A 22,995-nucleotide genomic window follows, 5' to 3' on the forward strand; every position below is an offset into this window, starting at 1 on the left:
CATTCTTGATTTGCTCTAGTAGGCCTGCTGGTAAAGTTCGCCGTTCTTGGATTTGCTGATGACGATTTCGCGCAGCCGGTCCATGACGCCTGCTATCAGCTTGTGCTGGCTCTCCGACGACATTTCCTGCAGCCACGGGAAGGCCTGACGCACCTCGCGGGCCAGATGATTGGCGTTGGCAAAGTGACAGCGGTCCATGGGAGTAACAAGGTTGGGATTTTCCCCCACCAGCAGTCCCCCCACCTGTTCAAGGATGCCGCTGATGTTTTCTTCGCGATCTTGAGCGCGACTGAAAAACTGCCACAGGCAGCGCTCCTGAATGTAGTTAACAAGTTCGGTAGTCTGCGAGGTCACAGTGCATCCTCCTTTTGAATGTTCTTGCCGGCCAGGCCCCAGAGCGGCGAATTCTTGGCGTTGTACATATCGCGGGCCAGGTTCACGAAGCCTTCAAATCCCATATAGGGGCCGTTGTGATACGCGTGGCCGTTGACGTAGGGAATGTGCAGCTTCTTGACCAGTTCACCCACGCGCGGACCTGTGAAGATCACATCCGGCTTGACCATTTCGATGACTTCGAAGAACTCCAGTTCGTTGCCGTCGTCGATGTAAACCGTTCCTTCGCGTCCTCGGGCAATAACCTTTTCAAAATCTTCCTGATGGCCGAACTTGGAGGACATAGCCACCACGTTCACGCCCAGATCGTCTTCCACGGCGCGGGTCCAGTGCCACAGACGCGGTCCGCCGGTCCAGATGGCCATCTTGGTTCCCTGCAGACGCTCCTTGTACCAGTCGAGCTTGGGCTTCCACTTGGAGTATTCTTCGTCGATCAGAGCTTCGACGCGATCCTGAATGCCAAAGAAGTCACCCACCTTGCGCAGACCTTCAGCCATGTAGCTGAAGCCCCACGAGTCGATGTCAAGACGCGGAATACCGTAAAGCTTCTTGAGCTCGTTGGCGATGTAGCCGGCCGAACGTGCGCAGTTGACCACGCTCAGTTGCGCCTTATGCATGGAGCGGCATTCATCGTAGGTGGAGTTTCCGGTAAAGTGAGCAATTACCTGAATCCCGAGCTTCTCCCAGTACTTCTGCAGCACTTCGGTGTCGCCCTGAATGTTGTAATCACCGATGAAGTTGATGGTGTAATCACTGGTGATCTTCGGCTCAACCTGTCCGACCTTCTCGTGGATCCAGCCCATGTTCAGCACATGGTGGCCCTTGGACTGGCTGACTCCGGCAAAGCCGGGGCACTCAACAACAAAGATGTCTACCTCAGGTCGTTCGGCCATCACCTGCTTGGCCACAGCCTTGGGATCGTCGCCGATCAGAGCTGTAGAGCATGTGGTGTAGACGTACATGCGCTTGATCTCGGGCATGGCATCGAAGGCTTCGAGGATCGACTGCTTCAGCAGCTTTTCCGCGCCGAAGACAATGTTCTTTTCCCGTACGTTCGTTGACCAAACATACTTCAACTGGAAGTTGTCATTGTCACTCGGGTAGCGCTTGGTATGCCAGGTGTCATAGGCGCAACCAAAGGGGCCGTGAATCATCTGAATCGTATCTTTTAGTACGCCGCCAATCACCAGTTTTGCGCCGCAGAAAGCACAGCCACGCTCGGAGAGTGATCCCGGGATGGTGGCGGCGTTGGAAATGGGCAGATACTGAGTCGTATCTTCACCAGCGTCCTTGACGTAGACGTGGTGTTCGCGTTCCGGAATTACCGAATCGCATTCGAGCAGTTTCATGGGCATAGTCGTATCTCCGTGCTCGTAGCAACTCGCTACGAATCAATCGACAACTCCAGAGGTTTGAACCGCCCACGCGGGCAGGCTGTACGAAGGCGGCTCACACGGTTTGCGGCTCAGTTTTTAACTAGTCGGGGATTCCGTACTTGACGACCATCGATTCCAGTTCATCCATGGAAAGCGGCGTCGGAATCACGAAGTCCGTGTTCTCGATAATCTTTTTTGCAAGCATCCCGTATTCGAGAGCCTGATTGCACTGATCGTCGTATTCAACCACGGTCTTTTTGTTGAACTCAGCCTTCTGCACAATATTGTCACGAGGAACGAAATGAACCATCTTGGTGCCAAGCCTGGTGGTGAATTCATCCATCAGTTCCAGTTCGCTATCAACCTTGCGGCTGTTGCAAATGATTCCGCCCAACCGAATACCGCTCTGGTCGGCATACTTCAGCAGGCCGCGGGCAATATTGTTGGCCGCATACATGGCCATCATTTCGCCTGAAGCCACAATGTAAACTTCCTGCGCTTTCCCCTCGCGCATGGGCATGGCAAAACCACCGCAGACAACGTCACCAAGCACGTCGAAGAAGGTGAAGTCAAGATCCGGCGTATAGGCGCCCAGCTCTTCCATCATGTTGATGGCCGTAATCACGCCACGTCCAGCACAACCAACACCCGGCTCAGGACCACCGGACTCAACGCAGCGAATATCTTCATATCCGGTCTTGACCACCTTCTCGACGGTGACATTTTCTTCACCTTCTTCGCGCAGCATATCCATCAGCGTATCCTGCGGCTTGCCACCCAGAATCAGGCGCGTGGAATCAGCCTTCGGATCGCAGCCGTGGATGAATATCTGCTGGTCATAAAAGTGCGCCATGGCAGCCGCGGTGTTCTGCTGTGTTGTGGATTTTCCGATGCCACCCTTGCCTTAGAACGCGATTTTACGTGTCATGCTGTCTCCTTCTTTGTGTTTGAGAGATGCCGGGACAGAGGCCGTGTGGCGACTACTCAGAGGCATCCTGTGAAAGGTCGGGCCATGGTCTGATGCTGCAAACTTCTTTGTGAGCAGAGACCGCAATAAAGTCAGACGCCCATGTAATTGCAGGTGGCATGACAAAGTGACAGCTTTGAGCGGAAGATTCCATGAAAGGTGAAAATATTTCGAGGGCGCACTTGAAAGGTGCATAGAATAAGGGGTTTAAGCAACACTGCATGCATACTGAAGATCGCTTTTTCATCTTCCATGCGGACAGAGGACGCCAGGATGCATCAGCCAAAGCGGATCATTCCTGCACATTCTGTTCCGGGCTGTACGAGATTGTTCGCTGGAGTGCAGATACGTTCAAACAGGGACGACGAATAGGAACAGATTAGTTGCCTTGCGTGAGGGCGTCAGACGAGCCGCACAAAGAAGCCTGTGCCGGAAGATTTGCTTCCCGCAAAAAGACAGGGCTGGTCTTGGATAGACAAGCCCTGTACATATAGATAGAACAGCCCTATTCCTTGGATTTATCGATGATCCGGTAATCCTTGTAATTCATGCCATATTCCTTCATGCGCAGTCCCAGAACACGGCGGGGAAGGCCGAGTTCCCGCGCCGCCTCGGTCATGTTGCCATCCTGTGTCTTCAGCGCATCCACAATCATCTCGTACCCATAGGCTGCCATGCGCGCATCAAAGGCTCCTTTTTGCGCGGTTCCAGACAGTACGGGCGTCTGCAGCGACGGCGGAAGGTCATAGCCGTGAATCACGCCGCCTTCCGAAAGGATGGTGGCACGCTCAATCACGTTCTCCAGTTCACGAACGTTTCCGGGCCAGTGATAGCTCATCAACATGTTCAGTGCCGGCGTAGAGATACGCTTTACGTCTTTCCCATTCTGCTTGGCATAGCGCGCAACAAAGTAGTCGGCAAGGGCGATGATGTCGGCTCCGCGCTCACGCAGCGGCGGGATCGTCATGGGAAATACATTCAGACGATAGTAAAGATCTTCACGGAACTCGCGGTTGGCAACCATCTCCTCAAGGTTTCGGTTGGTGGCGGCAACAATGCGAATATCCACCTTGATGGGCTTGTTGGTGCCAACGCGCTCCAGGGTTTTTTCCTGCAACACACGCAGCAGTTTGGCCTGCGCGGCCAGCGGAAGTTCACCCACCTCGTCCAGGAAAATGGTTCCACCGTCGGCCTCTTCAAAGCGGCCCTTGCGGAAGTTGGTGGCGCCGGTGAAGGAGCCTTTCTCGTGGCCGAAAAGTTCACTCTCAATCAGATTCTCTGGCAGCGCGGCGCAGTTGAACTGTACGAAGGGCCCATTCGGATTGAACCCGGAATAATGGATAGCGCTGGCCACCAGTTCTTTTCCAACGCCACTTTCGCCAAGAATCAAAATCGTGGTCTTGGTCTTGGCCACCTTTTCGATCAGGTTGTAAACCTCGCGCATCGACTTGCAATTGCCAATGATATTGGAAGGCCGGTAACGCTCCTTCAGCGCATCCTGCAGCCTTTGGTTCTCGCTAAGCAACGAGGCCTTGTCGACATTTTCCACCAGATAGAGCTCGACCGCCTGGGCCATCATGGTGGCCACAATGCCAATCAGTTCCACATCGAGGTTGAGCAGCACATCGTTGTCGTAGATGCGCTCCACGCTGATCGTACCCAGCACTTTGTTGCCACGTTTGATGGGAACGCAGATGAAGGAAAGGTCATCGTCCTGATCAGTGCGGGTGCGGGTGAGATTGAGAAAGTCCTTGTCGTCCCCGATGCGCTGAAGAATCATGGTCTCGCCGGATTCAACCACCTTGCCGGTAATACCTTCTCCAAAGCGATAGATGCCGCGTGCTTCCTGTTCTTCCGTCAGCCCAAAGCTCTCATGAATATAGATGGTGCCCGCATTACGATCACAAAGACTGACCGTGCCACGCACAACGCACATGTACTTTTCCATGATATGGAGCAAGATCTGTACGATCTCCGCCAGGTCTGCCCTCTGGCTGATCACCTGACTCATCTCGTGCAAGGAGGGCCATGCCTGAATGCGGCATTCCCCTGCCAGACACTTCCAATCATGACTTGTTACCAATGCTGTGCTCAATGGGATGCTCCTTCAGTATGCAAGCGGAGTCTGTTGTGGATGCACAAATGCCAATACGCTCAGGGCGCTTACAGGGAATCATCTTGATTCATTCAGGGTGGAAAATAGCGTCTACCGGTTTTTCGCCGGATGCAGTCAGACAAACCGCAAGAACGGGCAAGAGGATGAATCCACTCTGAGTGTGCAGGGAATAGATTCTGTCGGTAACGAATCCACGCCAAAAGCGCGATCGCGTGACAGCCCATGCTGCAGTACCCGCTTGCAGTGAAGATAACTTAAATGAGAAATAAAGATCAATAAAGATTGCGAAGATATATAAGTTTGTCTTCTGTATATCTCACGGGATCATGAACAATGACCATATGGTGAAACATTCAGACACAAGAAACCCTATCTGGCACAGACTGGTCCTGAATGGCAGAAGTTCAACTGGTCAAAATAAGCGCAACTGCCATGGAAGCGCTGTGCTGCCTTACAGTCGGCGCTGCACATCTGATCGAGCAGACCGGCGCGATAAGCGGAGAAGCTTTCTTTCCAGATCTTTTCCATGGAGTGATGGCGCAGGTTCCATGCGTCTTTGCCTTCCGTTGCGAACGAGCACGGTTTGACGTTCAACTTTTCGTCGATGTAGATCGAGAAGAAGGCACACTCGCAAGCATCCACATACTGCGCTTCCGTGTCAGTATCATGCAGCAGGAGCGGCACAAAGCAAGCGTCGAAGCCGATGTGAACGCCAGCATTGTTATTACTGACCGACGCGAGAAATGCGCGCAGTTCCGGGCCGTCTTCCAGGCAGAGGCTGGCGTCGGCCCGGCCGCGTGGCTTGTAAGTAAGAAAGATGACGGCATTTACATCCGCAAGAAGTTCGCGGTAAGCGCCATGCAGAATGTCGATGGCCTGAAAAATGCTGTTGCGATCAAGGATGTAGTGCAGATTGGTGCGAATGCCGGCGCTCACAAGGTAGTCAATCTTGTTGCGATCCAGATGGTCGAGGTTGCTGGTTGAGATGGCCACCGCGCCCACGAGTCCAGCAATACTCTGCGCAACCTCGCGCGTCACATGCTGACCGTTCGTGGTGAAGTTGGCAATGATTCCGCGCCGGGTTGTGGCTTCCAGAATCTTCAAAAAATCTGGATGCTCCAGCGGTTCTCCTCCACCGAGCGCCACCTGAAAGACGCTGCCCCAGCGTGGACTCGTCAGAGCGTCAAGCACCCGCTCGTAATCTTCCAGCGCCATGAAAGAGTTGTCGGCCCGACTGTCGCGATAGCAGAAGGTGCAGCCAGCCGAGCAATGATTGCTGATGAAAATGTCCGCCAGCTCAGGCCATGGCGCAAAAACAGGATCTTCCTCCGGCGTTCGTCCCCAGCGCATGGTGATGCCGGTTTCCGTGTCGCCTACAAAGTTGTACTCGCTACTATGCCTGCGCTTCAGCATGGTGCTTCCTTTCACCGGGCGCACATTTTCCGCACAGATCGCAGTCGGTCAGCGTTCCTGCCGCGAGTCCCTCCTGCCTGAAGCGCTCGACCTTTTCCGCGAATTTGGCCTGATCGCGCGGCACCTGAATTGCGGCAAAGCCCTTCAACTCCGCGGCCAAGCGCGCATGAACGAAATACTCCCCGTAGATGTATCCCCAGAGTTGCTCGTCACTCAACACCGAGAGGTCAATCTGCCCGGACTCATTGGCAAGGCTACTCTCATAAACGCAGTCGGCCTTCTTCTCGAAGTCATAGCGCGCCGTCAGCAGATCTACGCCATTCTGGTCGACAGAGACGCCGCGCTTCTTTACGTCCGCGGCCAGTGTGGAATAGATGCGGCGCCGGTTCGGGTTTTCACTCCAGTTGGAACTTTTAATGCGGACAAACTCCGCCATGTCGCGATTCATGGTGACGATGTAGCTGACGGAACTGCTATTGATAACAAAATCGGCACGAATTTTCATTGAAGATCCTTTGTCGAATTGCTTCTGACTGCTTAGGACGCCAGCTCAAGAATGGGAGCAGGAGAAACGCCGGAAGAAGGCTGGCAAGGTTCGGATTCCTCCGTGTAAAAGCGCCACAGATCATGCTGCGAAAGCGCGTTTTTGCTTGCGATAAAGTGCTGGCGGACGCGAGCCAGAATGCGCCGGGCCTGTTCTGCACCAAGTGAGATGCCGAGGTCGGAAAAGGCCCACTGCACGGTGGCCGTGCCGGAATGTTTGCCGAGCACAAACTGATGGCGGCGGCCAAAATCTTCCGGGGCGATGAACTCGTAGTTCTTGCGGTCGCGCAAAAGTCCGCTCACGTGAATGCCGGATTCGTGCGTAAAAATAGCCGAGCCCACGATGGCCTTGTTCACTGCGAGCGGCCGACCGGAAGCATCTGCCACCAGAGCCGAGAGCGCGCCCAGAACCCGCAGATCAATGCCCGCTTCCCGCTTTTCTATATGGCGCAACGCCACGGCCACTTCTTCCAGTGGAGCATTGCCAGCGCGTTCGCCCAGTCCGTTCACCGTAGTGCTGACGTGGGTTGCGCCACCACGCACGGCGGCCAGCGAGTTGGCCGTGGCCATACCCAGGTCATTGTGCGCATGAATCTCCAGTTCAAGACTGGTGTTCCGGCGCAGTTGCTGGAAGATTTCCAGTGTCGCGAATGGATCGAGCACGCCCAGCGTATCCGCGAAACGAAAACGCGTGGCACCAGCACGTTCCGCTACTTCGATCAGCGTGCAAAGGAAGTCAATATCGGCGCGTGAACTATCTTCGCCACCAAGGGACACAGTCAATCCCTGATCCACAGCCTGACGGATCAAGCGAGCGCTTTCGGAGAGCACCCAGGCGCGGTCCCGGCGCAGCTTGCGCGCAATCTGCTGGTCAGAGACGGAGATCGACAGATTCACCGCCGAGACATTGCACTCGATGGCGGCCTGCAGATCGTTATTGTGCATGCGGCACCAGGCGATCAGGCGGGAAGGCAGATTCAAAGAGACGAGAGCACGTATGGCATCTTTCTCTTCCTCGCCCATGACTGGAATGCCAGCTTCAATTTCCTGAACGCCCGCGGCGGCCAGCGCATGTGCAATGGCGATGCGCTCATCGAGGGTAAAGCAGACACCGGCCGTCTGCTCCCCATCGCGCAGGGTTGTATCGTTAAGGACAATCTGGTTCGTGAAGGTACGCATGGCTTCCTCCTCATCTATGTGCGGCGTGTGAGGCTGGTGGCGTGGTACTTAGTCTTTCCAGGCAGGAAAGACGCGAACGGGGCGGCCGAGCGTTTCGGTCAGATGGCGACGAATGCCGCCCAGCGTTTGGCCCGCCATATGGCAACCAGCACAAGCTCCGCCCATCTGTACCTTGGCAATATCATTCTCAAAGCTGAGCAACTCAATATCGCCGCCATCGTTCTGCACGGCAGCGCGGATCTGCTGAATTGCATCCTGGATCACAACAAGTTCCGTCTCTTTGCTTGCCATGGAAAACCTCCCTTCAATTTTGTGAGGAACAGCCATCCTGATCGCCTGAGCAGGATCCGGGACTGCAGTGGAATCCAGGCTTGGCCATGAACGTCAGATCGCCGCCGCGCGCCGTTGTTTCCAGCGCTTCGTCGATCAGACCTTCCACAATGCCCACCGTGACGCCGTGATGAGCGAATATCTTGCGCGGCATGGCTCCTGCTCCGCTGACCAGCACGGCCGAGCAGTCGGGAATCATGTTAAGCATGTCGATCCAGCGGGAAGCGCCCGTGCCTTCTTCCGGCAGATGACGCACATCAATAAGGCGCGAACGCCGTTCGGCAGGCTTGTAGATGCGCAACACCGTTGCCTCGCCCAGATGCTGATTGACGAACATGCCTTCCTTACTGGCAACGGCAATGTAGGGCCTTTCTTCGCTGGGTTCGATGCGCAGCCTGGCAGACATCGTCATGGGCAACCCCGTGGCGGAATCGAAGGCTGGCCGCGCCGGAGCGGAAGATTGTTCCGGCTTCATGGCAATCTGCAGCAGTTCCTGTTTCTGTTGCATGTTGTCTTCTCCAATCAGTCCTGCGGCATCGGCACGGCAGCGGGCGCAGTGAGCCATCTGGGGCAGGTACTTTCCGGCCACGGCTCGCAGCGCGCTCAGCGACGTTCTGTCCGGCTCCTGGAAGGTGGAAAATGCCGTGTTGGCAGTGGGCAGCAGCGGCATGATGTTCAGGATGGAAGCACCCAGAACAGAGACCGTTTTGGCAACTTCCTCGATGTGGCCGTCATTGATGCCGGGAGTGCAAATGGTGTTTACCTTGACGATGACGCCCGCCGCCGAAAGTTCACGGATGGCGGTCTGCTGGCGCTGCCATAGCAACTCGGCAGCCTCACGTCCGGCAACGCGCTTGCCATCGACAGTAATCCATTCGTAGAAGCGCTCGCCTATGGTGGGATCGACAGCATTCACCGTTACCGTCACATGCGAAAGGCCAAGCGCGGCAAGATCGCTGACATACGGGGGGAGGTTCAAGCCATTCGAAGCGAGGCAGAGCAGAAGATGCGGAAACTCCGCCTTGACCAGACGCAAGGTTTCCAGCGTTTCACTGGCGTTGGCCATCGGATCGCCAGGGCCTGCGATGCCAACCACGCTGAGGTGCTTGACGCGTTCCGTGTAGGCCCGCAGATACGTCAAAGCCTGCCCCGGCTTCAGAATGGCAGAGGTGACACCCGGACGGCTTTCGTTCACGCAACTGTATTTGCGGTTGCAGTAATTGCACTGCATATTGCAGCGGGCCGCCACCGGCAGGTGGATGCGCGCATAAGTGTGCCGCGCCTCCTGATTGAAGCAGGGATGTTGCTTGAGCCGATCAGCCGCCAGCAGGTTTGAAGTCTCTTCCGGTGTCTTCATGCGACCTCCCGCAATCTGGTTGGGGTAAGTAAAAAAGCGCTGCAGATACTGAACGGAAATGCAATCCGCATTCCATTCCGAAGACTGACTGAAGCCAGATGCGCAAAAGTGGACCTTCTGTGTGGCATTCTGTGCGCTTGCCAGGCGGAACAGGAAAAGTAACTCCTCCAAAATGTTGTTCTTGTCGCGGAATTTCTGATTTTGATCGCCGTAGAAAAATAAGTTTGCGTCGTGCATTGCAGAATGAATTGCAGCACGCAGGCTGGCCAGCGCCGCCTTTGTGTTCGCTTCAATTGCACGAAAAACGTTGTCTATGAGCGGGCTTGTACAGAAATGTACACAGGGATTTCGTGGTTTGCGCCACGCGAAGAACCCTTGGCGTTTGGAAGATGCGGAAGGTTCTTAGGGAATTTCAGCCCCTCGGTCCATGGGGAATAAATCGCTGCGGCAAGGCAAAAAATGTTCGCTGGCAAAGCAAGATGCGCTTCACCAGCGAACAGACCGGAGGTTGTGTTGCGTTATTTTTGGTGGGTAATCAGAGCACTGCCTTCTCGCCCTGCTCACCGGTGCGAACACGCAAGGCGTCTTCAATTGGGCAGACAAAAACCTTGCCGTCGCCGATCTGGCCCGTCTGGTTTACCTTGATGATTGCGTTGATAACCGCCTTCACGTCGCCGCTCGGAACGATGACCGACAGCATGCGCTTGGGAATGTACTTCATCCCACTCTTCGGCTGCTCGCCTTTCTCTTTTGCGCCGTCGATAAAATTCACTTCGCCGGCGATGCCCCGCTGACGGCCACGCCCCAGGACGGCAGTGGCCGTCATGCCAGGAAAACCAAGTTCAACGAGAGCGTTGCGCGTAGGACCGACCTTTTTAGGACGGACAATTGCAATGACTTCTTTCATCGCTGCCTCCTATAGACCACGCGCGCCGGTGCGAACCGTGTAAGCATCTTCCACCGGAGAAACAAAGATCTTGCCGTCGCCAAAGTTTCCAGTGAAGGCCTTTTCCTTGATGATGGTGACGACCTTTTCCACCTTGTCGTCAGCCACAACCATCATGATCAGCGTCTTGGGCAGCTCGTCATAGTGCACCGAACCCACCGTGATGCCTTTCTGCTTGCCGCGGCCAAAGACGTGTGCCTGGGTCATGGAGACAAACCCGGCCTCCGCCAAACCCTCGGCCACATCCTCTGTTGCTTCGGGCCGTAAAACCGCTCTGATCATCTTCATATTGAAGTCCCCTTTCGTTGGTAAATCCAGAGTTCCAGGTTTGGTGTTGATGCTTGAACACTTCAGAACAGTGCCGAGGGCATGCCATCGCGGTTCCGCGTCCAACAAGCATTCATACCCTACAAAACACACGAGGAATCGTCTGGCAGATTTCGCGGTCAGTAATGGCAATCTGTTTGCCTCCATAGTTGCAAGCAGATTGCCAAAGGTTCCTCCTGCCGCGATAAATTTGCGATCTTCGCGAAAGAGGGCGATTCCGCGTACGAAAGTAGCGCAAAATCACTATGTATCCCCTGCTGCAACTGAAAAAACACAAGACAGAACAGGCAGTAACTTCGTGGCGGGATTGCAATTGAAAGTCCTACCGCTGTTTTGTACAGAAAGGTAGGTTCGACGCTGTACTTTGGTTCCCCGTTCGTCCAGAAATGTACATTTTAGAAAATGATTTTGGTCGCCAACTGCATCAGGCGCGGAGATGCCGCGCTGACGATCTGTCCAAAATCCGCTGTGCTGGTTACGTCACCGTTGACCGATTGCGGCCCGAAGAACTGCGCATGATTGAAGACGTTGAAGGCTTCAAGACGAATCATCAGCCCCAGCGAATGGGAAACGCTTACGGTCTTCTGCAGATTCATGTCGTAGTTCGCCATGCCCGGACCAGCGAAAAATCGACGGCGCGCATTGCCCGGATCGCCATCTGCCGGAATGCTGAAGAGCGCGGTATTGAAGTAAGTAGATCCATTACGTGGATTGTGGTTCAGGTGCAGTGGACCGACGGAGTAACTGGGCTCATCGGCTGGCATATTGTTTACGCCATTCGACTGCGTTCCCCAAAGCGAAGTATCGCTGTAGTTGGAAAGTGTAACCGGAAATCCGCTGCAGAAGCGGCTGATGCCACCAAACTCCCAGCCATCGCGCAGATGCGCGGGCAGACGCAGTGTACGGGGCAGGGATCCGCGCAGCACATAGCTGAGGACGAAGTTCTGTTGCAGGTTGAAGGAAGAAAGTGCGCGACTGAGCGCGGGGTTGTTGGGATTGACCTGATCGCCGAAGTTCGACGCCTGATCGAAGGATTTGCTCCAGGTGTAGGCAGCTAGAATCTCGCCATACTTCGCATTGGTGCGTAGGGTGGCCTGCAAGGAGTTATAGGCGGAGTTTCCAATCGTCGTCTGCGAACTCACACTGCCAAAGTCCGGACCGAGTGGCGTTCGCGTTCCGTTCACGGTCGCGCCTGCGGCAGTGGTGTACACGGTGCTTTCGCCAAAGAGCCCACAGGTGGAGCTGCCGGAAGCCACTTCGCTGGTCTGACTCAGACTCAGGCAAAGCGCGGGATCACCGGGGTTGGCCGCGCGCAGCACCAATAATCTGTGCGCCTGATTGCCAGCATAAGTAAGGTTGGCCACGGTTGTTTTGCCGAACTGATGCTCAATGGAAAAGGTGTACTGCTCGGCGTAGGTGGTCTTGTTCTTTGGATCGTAGCCGGGCACGGCGCTGATCGGCTCAAAACGCGACCAGTCCACGTCGCTATCCGGATTTGTGCGACTCACATTGAGCGGAGCCAGTTCTGCCGGGAAGCGCTGCACCTCTGAATTGCCTGTTCCTGCATCGCGAAAGGGTTCCGCGAAGAGCGGGGGCGCAGGACTTGTGTACGTGAAACCATACGGCGCATTGTCGCTGATCAGGCCAAGGGTTTCGCCCGGGATTGCAGAGTAGTAAATTCCAAACCCAAGGCACACCACGGTGCTTCCAGCTTGGCCTAAGATCCGGTCAAAGCGCGAATCGCCCGAGGTGTGAGGCGTCCAGGCAACTCCGACGCGCGGCGCAAAATCCAGATTAGCGACCGACGCAAGAGTGCGGGGAATGCCCGGATCACCGGGATAAACAATGCCCTCCGGCGCGGTGGGAAACACCTGCGATTGCTCACCCGCCACCAGCGTCATGGCATTGTTGTATTTCTCCCACCAGGGCGAGATGCGATCCCAGCGCAGGCCATAATTCAAAGTTAGATTCGAGCGAAATCTCCAACTGTCCTGCGCATAGGCTCCCACGTAATTTTCCCGCTCATAGAACGGTCGCAGCGCATTCTGGTTGTACTGGCTGGGAACGCCCAGAAGAAAGTCGGCAAAATCGCTGCCAGTTTCGCTGCCGTAAAACTGGAAGCTGCCGTTCAATTGCGCGGAAGGTGACGCGTTGATCTCGTCGTGATCCAAATGAACGCCGAACTTGAAGGCGTGACGGTTCCAGATTAACGAAAGATCTTCACTGACCTCGTAAACGTTGTTCACCTGCTTATATTCGTTGGGGTCAACGCCGATGGTGTAGTTATTGAAGGCAACGTTCTCAACGCCTTCGCTGGCCGGTTCTCCCACCACGATTCCCAGCGTGTTTGCGCCGGTTTCAAAGCCCTGCGACGCAAGAGAAACGCCCACGCCTCCCTGCGGCTTGCCCATGTCGTTCACCACCCGCGTATAGCTGAGGTGAACCTGATTGTAGGTTCTGCTGCCAAGCGCGCGGTCATGTTCAAAAACAAAGAGCTGCGAGCTTCCTTCAGAGATTGCATTGAAGCCCGGAACACTCGCCCCTCCTTCCGCTGTTGGATAGGGATCATTCAGCGTATAGCGGTCAATGGCGGCATAGCCGGAAAATCGTCCCCAGCGCGACTTTCCATCCAGACGCAACGCTTCCTTCGTGTCATCGAGAATCGAATTGTAGGCCGAAGTAGAAAATTCATCTTCGGAGGCGTTGGGACTGGGAATATATTGAAGCAGCGCCGCGCCGGGAGCAGACCACACGCTCTGCGGAATCACACTGGAGGTAAATACAGGAGTGCGCCCCGTAATGCAACCGCTCGATTGCGGCGAGTAAGGATCGTCTGCCGCAATGGTTGTTCCAAGTTTCTGCGAGAGCAGCGAGGCCAAATAGCTACCACTCACACAGCCGGTCAGGGATCCATCGCTGAAGTCGCCAGTACGTTGGTCGGCCGTTGGCACCGGGATCAGGCCCGTGTCTGCGCCCTGCACCTGACGGGTTTGCTGAAAATCAGCAAAGTAGAAAACGTGGTCTTTGCGAATAGGTCCGCCCAGCACGCCGCCAAACTGATTCTGCTGATATTTTCCGCGATCCGTGGAAAAGTAATTGCGCGCATCCAGATCGGTGTTGCGCAGAAACTCAAAAACGTCGCCGTGAATTGCATTGCCGCCGGAGCGTGTGACGACGTTGATCTGACCACCGCTGAAGCGGCCATACTCGGCATCGAAGCTACCCACTAGAATGCGGAATTCATCAATGGAGTCCAGGTTCGGAATGACTGCTGCGGCCATGCTGCCTGTTTCTTCGGCATTGGCCCCGTTCACAATGTAGCCATTGGCGGATTCCCGCTGTCCATTGATGGAAAGCACACCGGCGTTCAATCCGCCGGAGGGCGAAAAGACGCTTTGGCCAAGCCCTTGCACGGTTGCGGAGGAGAGCGATGTAAGCGGCGCAACGCCTGCCTGCAGGGCCAAAAGATCCGTGAAGCTTCTTCCGTTCAGCGGCAGTTCTGATGTCTCCTGCTGATCGAGCACCTGGCCGTTCTGCGCACCACTCGTATCCAGTGAAACGGCATTGGAAGCCACCAGCACGGTCTGCTGATCCTGGCCAACCTGCAGTACCGCATCGGCGCGGACGGCGGCGTTTACGTCGATCTTCACCTCGGGACGCTGCCAGTTCTGGAAGCCCGGCGCAGAGATCGTCAAACGATACGCGCCCACCGGAATTCCGGGCAGATAGTACCATCCGGAATCATTGGTTGTGGCCCGCCACTGCACACCACTTTTAGTGCTCACCAGAACAACCGCGGCACGAGAAAGAACGGCTCCGCCCTTGTCGTGTACTTCGCCTTCCACGTGGCCACCTGCATCATCGGCACGTGCTGAAAATGAAGACAGAGAGACGAGAGTCAAGATGAGGACAGCACAGAAGGAACGGGAATGCAGAATGCGCACAGGGACACCTCTCCTTCCCGCGCCACGGAGGCTTCGTATCGGCAGGCGCAGGTTGATTGCGAATCAAGAAAATATAGGAATGAGAAGGCAAGCACCTTCTCACGGCTCTTTGGACAAGAGCACGAATTGTGGAGCGAAGAAAGAGACGATTACTGGAACAAAGCTTTCCATTGTTCCGGAAGAAGGGAATGCTTCTTCCGGAACAACAGATGTTGGACAAGGGATCGATTTCAGCGAACGCTGAACGTGCCTGATGCTATGCGATCAGGCAGGAGACGCCACCGATCAATCCACCGGCAGCGTAGGGCGCAAGCTTGCTCAGGAAGCTTCCAACTTCGGTTTCGGATTTGCGTGCAAAGATGGCCGTTGCCACGGCAACCAGAATGACGCCAGACATGAGCGCCATCACGGGCTGCTGGATGCTTGCCGGCAGATGCACCATGACGCCGACAGGAATGGCAAGCGCAACACAGGCAGACCATGCCATTCTCTTGCTGTCCTTTTCGCCGGACATCAGCGAGTACGTTGCCAGACCTTCCGGGAGCTTGTGCAGCAGGACTCCGGCGGCAAACAGGAAGGAGAGTGGTCCGGTCAGTGTGGCCAGCACCACGCCTTCGGCAAAGTTGTGCAGCGCCATGCCTCCCACCGCGATGCCGCGGACGGAACGCTCCGGCGTACCCAGATTCATGCGACGTGCCACGAACCATGCACCCAGCACGGCAAGCGCACCAACTCCGGCATACGCGTAGCCAACGGTGTAATGCTCGGTGGCATCGGGCAGAATGTCAAAGAAGATGATCGATGCTGCAAAGCCGAGCCCAAAAGCGCTCAGCACCTTGCGCCAGGCACCGTCCTTGGTAAAGAAATACATGCCTGCGCCAACCAGTTCCGCCGCGGCCATAATCAACGAAGCAAAAAGAGACAGATTGCTCATGATAAAAATTCTCCTTCCGTCCAGCCATGGCTACTGCGCCAACTCCGGCCAGTTGGTTTGATGAAGTGCATGTGGCTTGCCAAAGCAGGCTGATCCGAATGGAGGGCGGCAAGATTCCTGGGGAATAGGGCTCTTTGGCTTGAATACTCAAGCACTTGAAGGGTGAAGATTTGTGACGGGCAGAGGAAGGAAGATGGTTGCTCAATGTACGTTCGCGAGAATTTGTGCGTAGAACGTACTATCCTGTACCTTTTTTCGGGAAAAGATTCGGCTGTAGCGGCGATAAAAGTTAGCGATTTGAGGTGGATTTGACTCCAATTTATGGGGTAAAAATTACGCTTTGAGCACGAAAAATGCGCTTTTTGCCCCGGCAGGGGAAGAACAAAACAGCCTTGCAACCTTACGGGAGGCAAAATCCAGCTTTCGCAGTCCCTCCCGGGTTTCTCCCTCCACTTGCACACTGAATGGGGCATCCGGCAGCCGTACCCCCTTCTTTTTGCCGGAAAAGAACTTTTGGGTGCTCATTTGCCCTTCCGGGGCGCGCATCGTGGCAAAACATCCGGTACGATACTGAAGGTACCTCTTCCCAAATGAGCCTAAAAGCAAAGCTTGAAGCCGTAATTTATGCCGCCGAGGAACCAGTCACACTGGCCCAGCTGGCGGTGTTGTTTGCCGAAGACGCCCTTGAGTTCAAGGCCGAACAGGAGGCAAATGCTGCCGCTCTGGCCGAAAGCCAGCAGGCGGACGATGCCCCCTTGCTCGAAGGTGTTGAGCTGACTCCTGCGGAGGGCAACGCTGAAGACAGCAATGCCGCTGCAGAGTCCAACGCTCCTGCGGAGGGCAACGCTGAAGAAGGCAATGCCGCTGCAGAGTCCAACGCTCCTGCGGAGGGCAACGCTGAAGAAGGCAACGCCGCTGCAGAATCTGCAGTTCATGCGGAAGTTGTTGCAGGTGAGTCTGTTACCGCTGAAGCCGAGGGTGAAAGCCCTGCGACGGCAACGGAAGCAGACCAGGAAGAAGGTACGGAAGAGCCCGCGGAGAGCGAGGAGGCCATTGCCAAACGGCTGGCCAAGCAGCGTGACCGCGAGGCAAAGGCCGTTCTGCGCCAGTTGCTGGATGAACTGGTAGCCGAATCCGCCTCCGACAGCCGGGGTGTGGAGATCCGCGAGATTGCCGGCGGATACCGCATGGCCACCAAGCCGGAGTGTCACGACGCCGTACGCGGCTTTGTGAAAAGCCTCAAGCCGGTGCTCAAGCTTTCATTGCCTGCGCTAGAAACGCTGGCGGTGATTGCCTACAAGCAGCCCGTAACCGCGCCGGAAGTGAACGAGATCCGCGGTGTGGAGTCTTCGGGCGTTTTTGGTTCGCTGCTCACGCGTAAGCTGATTGCTACAGCGGGCCGCAAGCAGGTGATCGGACGGCCGATCCTGTACAAAACCACCAAGGAATTCCTCCTGCGGTTCGGACTGAAGGATCTGAACGAACTGCCCTCGATGGAGGAATTTGAAAAGATGGCGGCGCTCGAACTGGAAGAGCCTGAAACCGCCCAAGAAACCGCATCCGAGACGGCCGTGATGGCCGCATCGGGCGAACATAGCGCAGAAAGCCAGCCGGCGGCAGAGCCGGTCGAGACGGCTCCTGCGCCCCAAGCTGCTGATGAAGCAGTGACTGATCAAGCCACTCCCGAGGATGCGTCTGCCGAGCGTCCTGCGATTGAGTAGGCAGAAAAAACAGAGGCATTCCCCATGACAGAAGAGACCCAATCCGCATCGGCCCAGCCGGTGGACGAAACTGCGCCCAAAACCAAGCGCACCCGCAAGGCCAAGGAACCCGTTGTAGAAGTTGCCGCCGAAGCGGTTGAAAACATTGCTGAAACTCCCGCCGTTGAGGCAGAAGCCAAGCCCAAGAAGCCGCGCGCCAAAAAGGCCGCCAAGGGGACAGAGTCGGCAGAAGAAGTACAGCCCGAGGAAGCCGTAACGCCCATGCTCATTATTGAGGCGAAGGAACCGGCCAAGAAGACTCCCGCGAAGAAGACTTTCGTCAAGGTGGAAGAGCCTAAAGTTTCCGAAGAAGCCAAAGCCGAGTTGGCGATGGACCTTGAAGACGATGACGATGAAGAAGAAGTCTTCCCGGTCGACGAAGAAGTCTTCACTGTAGACGAAGAAGAAGACAACGACGACGAAGACGAAGACGAAGAAGTCGAAGAAGAAGAAGACGCGACCGAAGCGGAAGCAACCGACGGTGAGCATGCGGAGAAGCCCGAGGGCAAGCTTGAGCGTCTGCAGAAGATTCTTTCGAAGGCCGGCATCTCCAGCCGCCGCCACGCGGAAGAGCTGATCGAAGCTGGTCGGGTGCAGGTGAACGGCGAAGTCGTCACCATGCTGGGCATCAAGGCCGACGCCATCCGCGATCACATCCGTGTGGACGGCAAGCTGTTGCAGGGTGCCGAGCGTCATCGCTACTTTATGCTGAACAAGCCCAAGGGCTTCGTGACCACGGTTAGCGATCCCGAGGGCCGTCCGACCGTCATGCAGTTCTTTGATAAGATCGGCCTGCGTCTGTACCCGGTGGGCCGCCTCGATTACCTGAGCGAGGGCCTGCTGTTTGTGACCAATGATGGCGAACTGGCCAACCAGCTTTCGCGCGCCGGTTCGGGCGTGGAAAAGACCTATCTGGTTAAGGTCAGCGGTCAGCCTACCGACGAAGAGCTCGAACAACTGCGCGAAGGTGTTTCCATTGAGCGTGCTGGCGAGGGTTCTGGTCGCGTGCGTACGGCTCCGGCCCGCATCCGCCAGGTGCGTGAGGGCGACAACCCATGGTTTGAAGTGATTCTGATCGAGGGTCGTAACCGCGAACTGCGCAAGATGTTCTCCTCCATCGGCCACTTTGTGGAGAAGATCCGTCGCGTGGGCTACGGTCCGCTGATTCTGGATCTGGAACCGGGCAAGACCCGCGAACTGGACACGGACGAAGTGGAGGCTCTGCGCCTGACCGCACAGGGCAAGCTGAAGCCGCGCCGCATGAAGACCACCCGCTTGCTGCCGAAGGAAGCCGGTCGCACCTTTGACCCGACGGGCGAAGGCGATGGCCGCCGCAAGAGCTACGGCTCCAAGCCTTTCCGCCCGTCCGGCGATCGTAAGAGCTTTGGTTCCAAGCCCCGCTTCGGTGGGTCGTCGAGCCGCCCTGCCTTCCGTCGCCCGGAAGGGGAGAATCGTCCGCCGCAGTCTGACCGCGTGAATGGGGAACTGCGTGATTACACGCCGCGTCCCCGTCCCGAGTACGGTGATCGCCCACAGCGTAGCTATGGTGACCGCCCGCAGCGGCCTGCCTTTGGTGGTGGTGAGCGTCGTGAGTTTACGCCGCGCCCCCGTCCCGAGGGTGGTGATCGGCCCCAACGCAGCTATGGTGACCGTCCGCAGCGGCCTGCCTTTGGTGGTGGTGAGCGTCGTGAATTTACGCCGCGCCCCCGTCCCGAGGGTGGTGAGCGCCCACAGCGCAGCTATGGTGACCGTCCGCAGCGGCCTGCCTTTGGTGGTGGTGAGCGTCGTGAATTTACGCCGCGTCCCCGTCCCGAGGGTGGTGATCGCCCACAGCGCAGCTATGGCGACCGTCCGCAACGGCCTGCCTTTGGTGGTGGTGAGCGTCGTGAATTTACGCCGCGTCCCCGTCCCGAGGGTGGTGATCGGCCCCAGCGCAGCTATGGCGACCGTCCGCAACGGCCTGCCTTTGGTGGTGGTGAGCGTCGTGAATTTACGCCGCGTCCCCGTTCCGAGGGTGGTGATCGCCCACAGCGCAGCTATGGTGACCGTCCGCAACGGCCTGCCTTTGGTGGTGGTGAGCGTCGTGAATTTACGCCGCGTCCCCGTCCCGAGGGTGGTGATCGTCCCCAGCGCAGCTATAGCGATCGTCCGCAGCGTCCCTCCGGTGGTGGAGAACGTCGTGAATTCACGCCGCGTCCCCGCCCTGAAGGCGACCGTGGACCTTCGACGGGCCGGCCTGCTTACGGCGGAAAGCCCAGCTTTGGTTCCAAGCCTGGTTTCGGCAGCAAGCCGCGTCCGGGTGGCAGCGGCCGTCCTTCCTCCGGCGGAAAGAAGCCGGGCGGCTTCAAGTCCGGTGGCTTCAAGGGTAAGCCCGGCGGTGGTAGCCGTGGCTTTGGTGGCAAGAAGCGGTATTGACACCGCTTTAAAGCATTTTCGGAATACATGTAGCCCTTTTTAGAGCTTGCAAGGTGCCTTTTTCTTGAGGGAAAAAGGCACTCAGCATCCACTTTCGATCTATAGTCATTCCGAAAACGCTATAATTCCGGTACAGAATCGAACCGCTGCGGTGCTGAAAAGCCACCGCAGCGGTTTTGTTCTATGGAGACTGGTCAATGAGCATTGAAAAAGCAACGTTCGCGGCAGGATGCTTCTGGGGTGTGGAAGTCGCGTTCGCAGCGATTCCTGGCGTAGTATCCACGGCAGTGGGCTATGAAGGCGGCAGCCTCGACAATCCCACCTACAAGGATGTGTGTACCGACACGACCGGCCACGCCGAGGCGCTGGAGCTGGAATTCGACAACGAAAAGATCAGCTACGGGCAACTGCTGGACGCCTTCTTTTCGATGCATGATCCCACCTCGCTCAATCGTCAGGGGCCGGACTGGGGCACACAGTACCGCTCGGTCATCTTCCATCACTCGCCCGAACAAAAGGCGGCAGCCAAGGCCAAGATTGAAGAGCTGACCGAAGCTGGCCACTATGCGCCCAAGCGCATTGTTACCCGGCTGGAAGAAGCGCAAACCTTTTGGCGGGCTGAGGACTATCACCAGCGCTATCTGGAAAAGCGCGGCCAGACTCACTGCGGCATTTAGAGCCCGGTCTCTAAGGTTCGCATGCCAGGGCCCTGAGTCTGAAGATCTGCGGTTGTTCTTCAAGAATCTTCCGCAGAAGTTGTGTGTCTTTGGAACCAGAGTTCATGGACGCAGAAGCAAAAAGCAACCGCAGGTCCTTCGACTCCCTGCGGTCGCTCAGGATGACAGGCTTAAATTTGACAAGGACTTCAGACTCAGGACACCAGTGTCTGTAGCAGGCCAAACAAAAAAGCGGTTTCTCCATGGGGAGGCCGCTTTTTGTTGTATGGATTGTTTTCTGAAGGCTTCAGAGCGGAAACAGGGAGCCGGAAGAGAGCGGCATAGTTGTTACCCGCGCCTTTTTTCTGGCCGGTTTGGCAACTGAGGTGGCCAACTGATCGGCAATCTCGCGCAGTTCAGCACGGGCATGGCCGACGGTGGCAGCTACGGCTTCCTGCCGGGCAGCTGGTGAAGAGGGGCGCAGGGGATGAACACTTTCTGGTGCGCGGCGGCGGCCCGTGGATTCCAGAGCCTGCCGTGCTCCGGCCAGCGTATAGCCTTCGTCATGCACCAGCCGCTTGATCTCCAGCGCCAGCTCCACTTCATGGCGGCGATAGAGACGCTGGCCGGTGCCGCTCTTATTGGGCTTCAGTTGCGGGAACTGCGTCTCCCAGAAGCGCAGCACATAGGTCTCCACGGCACAGATCCGCGCCACATCGCCGATTTTGAAGTACAGGCGATCTGGAATGGTGGTGGTTTCTACGTCTTGTTTTCGCTTGAGTTGTGTGGCCATGGTTACGCGTTGTCCGGGGCAAGCCTGCCCCGGACTCCCAAAGGCAGTATAGGGCAGGATTTGCACACGCCGCGAGGCAAATAATTTTTCTGGCTCCGAAAAAGGCAACAGAGCTTCCCGCTTCCGGGCTTACTGCTTCTTCAGCACCACGGTGGACGCTTCGCCCACGCTAGCGGGAGTGGGCGTTTTGGCGGCCTGCACGGCCCAGTCGGGGGCCGGAAGCTTCTTCTCCTTGGCCTGCGCTAGCGGCAGAGCAAGGAAAAGCACTGAAAAGGAGAGAAAAACAGGAATACAGTTGATTGCTCTCTGCATCAGTTCCCCTTGGCCGCACTCTGCGCCGTCAATACGATCTGTTGTTGGTCGGCTGTGGCAACCTTCTGGTAGAAGCCGCGCAGCTCCTGATACTCTTCCGGCTTGGCTTGATCAAAGGCCTGCATCAAAACCCGGGCCACGGTGATGTTGCCTGCCTGCCGGGCTGTTTTCACCATATAAACCGCGTGGTTTTCCCACTTGATGTTGTCGTCTGCCGGAGCACCCTCCACGGTGTAGTCCGCCGGGAATTTATAGGTAACCTGATCGGTGGTTTTTCTGGCGTAGTGCATGTCCACGGGCGTCTGGCGTTTTTCCTGACTGACAAACGGACGATGGCCACGGACATCGAAGAACTGTCCGGGCAAAACGAGGCGCTTGGAAGTGGCTGCACCTATCCTGCCGGAAACCTTGATGTAGGCAACCAGACTCACGTCGGGATTTTCCATTCCCTGAAAGTTGTCCAGGTGCGCTTCTACCCCTTCCGGAAGCTGATCTTCCAGTGCGTGGTCAAAAAGTTTCTTCATCTCTTCGGGGTCATTCTCGAGCGCCTTTTGCCGCCACTCCAGAGCCACTTGCCCGGTGTAAGAAAACTGTACGACGCCACTCTGAATGCCGCCCTGCTCGTCCAGCGTCAACACCGCTGTACGACTTGCCGAGTTATCGCGATAACTCAGGTGTGGTAACTCGGCCAGACCCGCTTTCTTGTCGTCCTGACCAAGGCCGCGCACTCCGGCATGTCTCCAGTTCACGATGCCAAAGGGGCACATCTTCTCGCCCGGATCGAGCGTATATAACTTGCCCCCCAGATCAACCTGTACCAGCATGTCATTCAACTGATCCATGTACATGTAACTCGGGTCGAACTCACCTTTGTCACGATTGACCACTTTTACGCCATAGGCTTTGATCTCGGCGGCGCGCAACATGGCCAGGTAAAGCTTGGCAATCTGTTGGCTGTCGCCACTCTTTTGCTTCCACACGTCCTCGGCGTGCTGAATATCCTTCAGCTTCAACTTCTGGCGCTCGGTATCGCTTTTGCTTCGCGAGTAGTCGGTATTGTCCAGTGATTGCACCGCCGCATACAACTTTTTTTGCTTTGTCCAAATCGCTGTCGGAGGGGGCAATCAGTTTGGCCACTTCGTCCTTGATGAAACCACTGGCTTCGGCAAAGTGATCGACGGATTTCGACCACTCCTTTGTAGAGTCCTTCCAGAAGTCGTTGACGGTTCCTTCA

General features: G+C 56.4%; 21 protein-coding genes. 4 read left to right on the plus strand and 17 right to left on the minus strand.

Going from position 1 to position 22,995, the window contains the following annotated elements:
* Positions 1-15: 15 nt before the first annotated feature.
* The 12 genes from ACOBR2_RS19270 to ACOBR2_RS19325 all read right to left on the minus strand — a co-directional run bounded on the left by ACOBR2_RS19270 (position 16) and on the right by ACOBR2_RS19325 (position 14,792).
* Positions 16-354: a Fe-only/vanadium nitrogenase subunit delta gene (locus ACOBR2_RS19270; RefSeq protein ID WP_420237707.1), complete on the minus strand. Its 339-nt coding sequence runs from the start codon at positions 352-354 to the stop codon at positions 16-18.
* Complete coding sequence (vnfD, locus tag ACOBR2_RS19275; RefSeq protein WP_420237708.1) at positions 351-1,748, minus strand: nitrogenase vanadium-iron protein, alpha chain; 1,398 nt, start codon at positions 1,746-1,748, stop codon at positions 351-353. The genes ACOBR2_RS19270 and vnfD overlap by 4 nt, the downstream gene beginning before the upstream one ends.
* 121 nt (positions 1,749-1,869) lie before the next feature.
* The gene (gene nifH, locus ACOBR2_RS19280; protein WP_420240043.1) at positions 1,870-2,661 is read right to left on the minus strand and encodes a nitrogenase iron protein; all 792 of its coding nucleotides are present in this window, start codon (positions 2,659-2,661) and stop codon (positions 1,870-1,872) included.
* 580 nt (positions 2,662-3,241) lie between these two features.
* Positions 3,242-4,831, minus strand: a complete 1,590-nt coding sequence (locus ACOBR2_RS19285) for a sigma-54 interaction domain-containing protein (RefSeq protein ID WP_420237709.1) — start codon at positions 4,829-4,831, stop codon at positions 3,242-3,244.
* A 390-nt stretch (positions 4,832-5,221) separates the two neighbouring features.
* Positions 5,222-6,265: a radical SAM protein gene (locus ACOBR2_RS19290; RefSeq protein WP_420237710.1), complete on the minus strand. Its 1,044-nt coding sequence runs from the start codon at positions 6,263-6,265 to the stop codon at positions 5,222-5,224.
* Positions 6,246-6,770 carry a hypothetical protein gene (locus ACOBR2_RS19295; protein ID WP_420237711.1) on the minus strand — a complete coding sequence of 175 codons (525 nt, stop codon included), beginning with the start codon at positions 6,768-6,770 and terminating at the stop codon, positions 6,246-6,248. The genes ACOBR2_RS19290 and ACOBR2_RS19295 overlap by 20 nt, the downstream gene beginning before the upstream one ends.
* Positions 6,771-6,802: 32 nt before the next feature.
* Positions 6,803-7,987, minus strand: coding sequence for a homocitrate synthase (gene nifV, locus ACOBR2_RS19300; RefSeq protein ID WP_420237712.1), 1,185 nt, complete (start codon positions 7,985-7,987; stop codon positions 6,803-6,805).
* Between the two features lie 48 nt (positions 7,988-8,035).
* Entirely contained in the window at positions 8,036-8,278 is a 243-nt protein-coding gene (locus ACOBR2_RS19305; protein WP_420237713.1) for a NifU family protein, read from the minus strand.
* A gap of 13 nt (positions 8,279-8,291) precedes the next feature.
* Positions 8,292-9,674 (minus strand): nitrogenase cofactor biosynthesis protein NifB, encoded by a 1,383-nt coding sequence (nifB, locus tag ACOBR2_RS19310; RefSeq protein ID WP_420237714.1) that lies wholly within the window; start codon positions 9,672-9,674, stop codon positions 8,292-8,294.
* A 535-nt stretch (positions 9,675-10,209) separates the two neighbouring features.
* Positions 10,210-10,581, minus strand: coding sequence for a P-II family nitrogen regulator (locus ACOBR2_RS19315; protein ID WP_420237715.1), 372 nt, complete (start codon positions 10,579-10,581; stop codon positions 10,210-10,212).
* Between the two features lie 9 nt (positions 10,582-10,590).
* Positions 10,591-10,908 (minus strand): P-II family nitrogen regulator, encoded by a 318-nt coding sequence (locus ACOBR2_RS19320; protein WP_420237716.1) that lies wholly within the window; start codon positions 10,906-10,908, stop codon positions 10,591-10,593.
* Between the two features lie 434 nt (positions 10,909-11,342).
* On the minus strand, positions 11,343-14,792 hold the full coding sequence (locus ACOBR2_RS19325) for a carboxypeptidase regulatory-like domain-containing protein (protein ID WP_420237717.1): 3,450 nt from the start codon (positions 14,790-14,792) through the stop codon (positions 11,343-11,345).
* A 151-nt stretch (positions 14,793-14,943) separates the two neighbouring features.
* Here ACOBR2_RS19325 and ACOBR2_RS19330 point away from each other — a divergent pair, with 151 nt between their 5' ends.
* Positions 14,944-15,135 carry a hypothetical protein gene (locus ACOBR2_RS19330; RefSeq protein ID WP_420237718.1) on the plus strand — a complete coding sequence of 64 codons (192 nt, stop codon included), beginning with the start codon at positions 14,944-14,946 and terminating at the stop codon, positions 15,133-15,135.
* Positions 15,136-15,147: 12 nt separating this feature from the next.
* On the opposite strand, the gene ACOBR2_RS19335 is transcribed toward ACOBR2_RS19330, so the two are convergent.
* Both ACOBR2_RS19335 and ACOBR2_RS19340 read right to left on the minus strand, forming a co-directional pair.
* Positions 15,148-15,825: a hypothetical protein gene (locus ACOBR2_RS19335; protein WP_420237719.1), complete on the minus strand. Its 678-nt coding sequence runs from the start codon at positions 15,823-15,825 to the stop codon at positions 15,148-15,150.
* Positions 15,826-16,158: 333 nt separating this feature from the next.
* On the minus strand, positions 16,159-16,350 hold the full coding sequence (locus ACOBR2_RS19340; RefSeq protein WP_420237720.1) for a hypothetical protein: 192 nt from the start codon (positions 16,348-16,350) through the stop codon (positions 16,159-16,161).
* A gap of 65 nt (positions 16,351-16,415) precedes the next feature.
* Between ACOBR2_RS19340 and scpB the strand changes: the two genes are divergently transcribed.
* From scpB to msrA, 3 genes are all read left to right on the plus strand, one after another.
* The gene (scpB, locus tag ACOBR2_RS19345) at positions 16,416-17,546 is read left to right on the plus strand and encodes an SMC-Scp complex subunit ScpB (protein ID WP_420237721.1); all 1,131 of its coding nucleotides are present in this window, start codon (positions 16,416-16,418) and stop codon (positions 17,544-17,546) included.
* A 24-nt stretch (positions 17,547-17,570) separates the two neighbouring features.
* On the plus strand, positions 17,571-20,000 hold the full coding sequence (locus ACOBR2_RS19350; protein WP_420237722.1) for a pseudouridine synthase: 2,430 nt from the start codon (positions 17,571-17,573) through the stop codon (positions 19,998-20,000).
* Between the two features lie 197 nt (positions 20,001-20,197).
* The gene (msrA, locus tag ACOBR2_RS19355; RefSeq protein ID WP_420237723.1) at positions 20,198-20,677 is read left to right on the plus strand and encodes a peptide-methionine (S)-S-oxide reductase MsrA; all 480 of its coding nucleotides are present in this window, start codon (positions 20,198-20,200) and stop codon (positions 20,675-20,677) included.
* Between the two features lie 286 nt (positions 20,678-20,963).
* On the opposite strand, the gene ACOBR2_RS19360 is transcribed toward msrA, so the two are convergent.
* From ACOBR2_RS19360 to ACOBR2_RS19370, 3 genes are all read right to left on the minus strand, one after another.
* Complete coding sequence (locus ACOBR2_RS19360; protein WP_420237724.1) at positions 20,964-21,449, minus strand: MerR family transcriptional regulator; 486 nt, start codon at positions 21,447-21,449, stop codon at positions 20,964-20,966.
* Between the two features lie 129 nt (positions 21,450-21,578).
* Entirely contained in the window at positions 21,579-21,761 is a 183-nt protein-coding gene (locus ACOBR2_RS19365) for a hypothetical protein (RefSeq protein WP_420237725.1), read from the minus strand.
* On the minus strand, positions 21,761-22,834 hold the full coding sequence (locus ACOBR2_RS19370; protein ID WP_420237726.1) for a hypothetical protein: 1,074 nt from the start codon (positions 22,832-22,834) through the stop codon (positions 21,761-21,763). Before ACOBR2_RS19370 ends, ACOBR2_RS19365 begins: the two co-directional genes overlap by 1 nt.
* Positions 22,835-22,995 lie beyond the last annotated feature (161 nt).

The organism is Telmatobacter bradus (assembly GCF_048629425.1).
Classification (GTDB): Bacteria; Acidobacteriota; Terriglobia; order Terriglobales; family Acidobacteriaceae; genus Telmatobacter; species Telmatobacter bradus.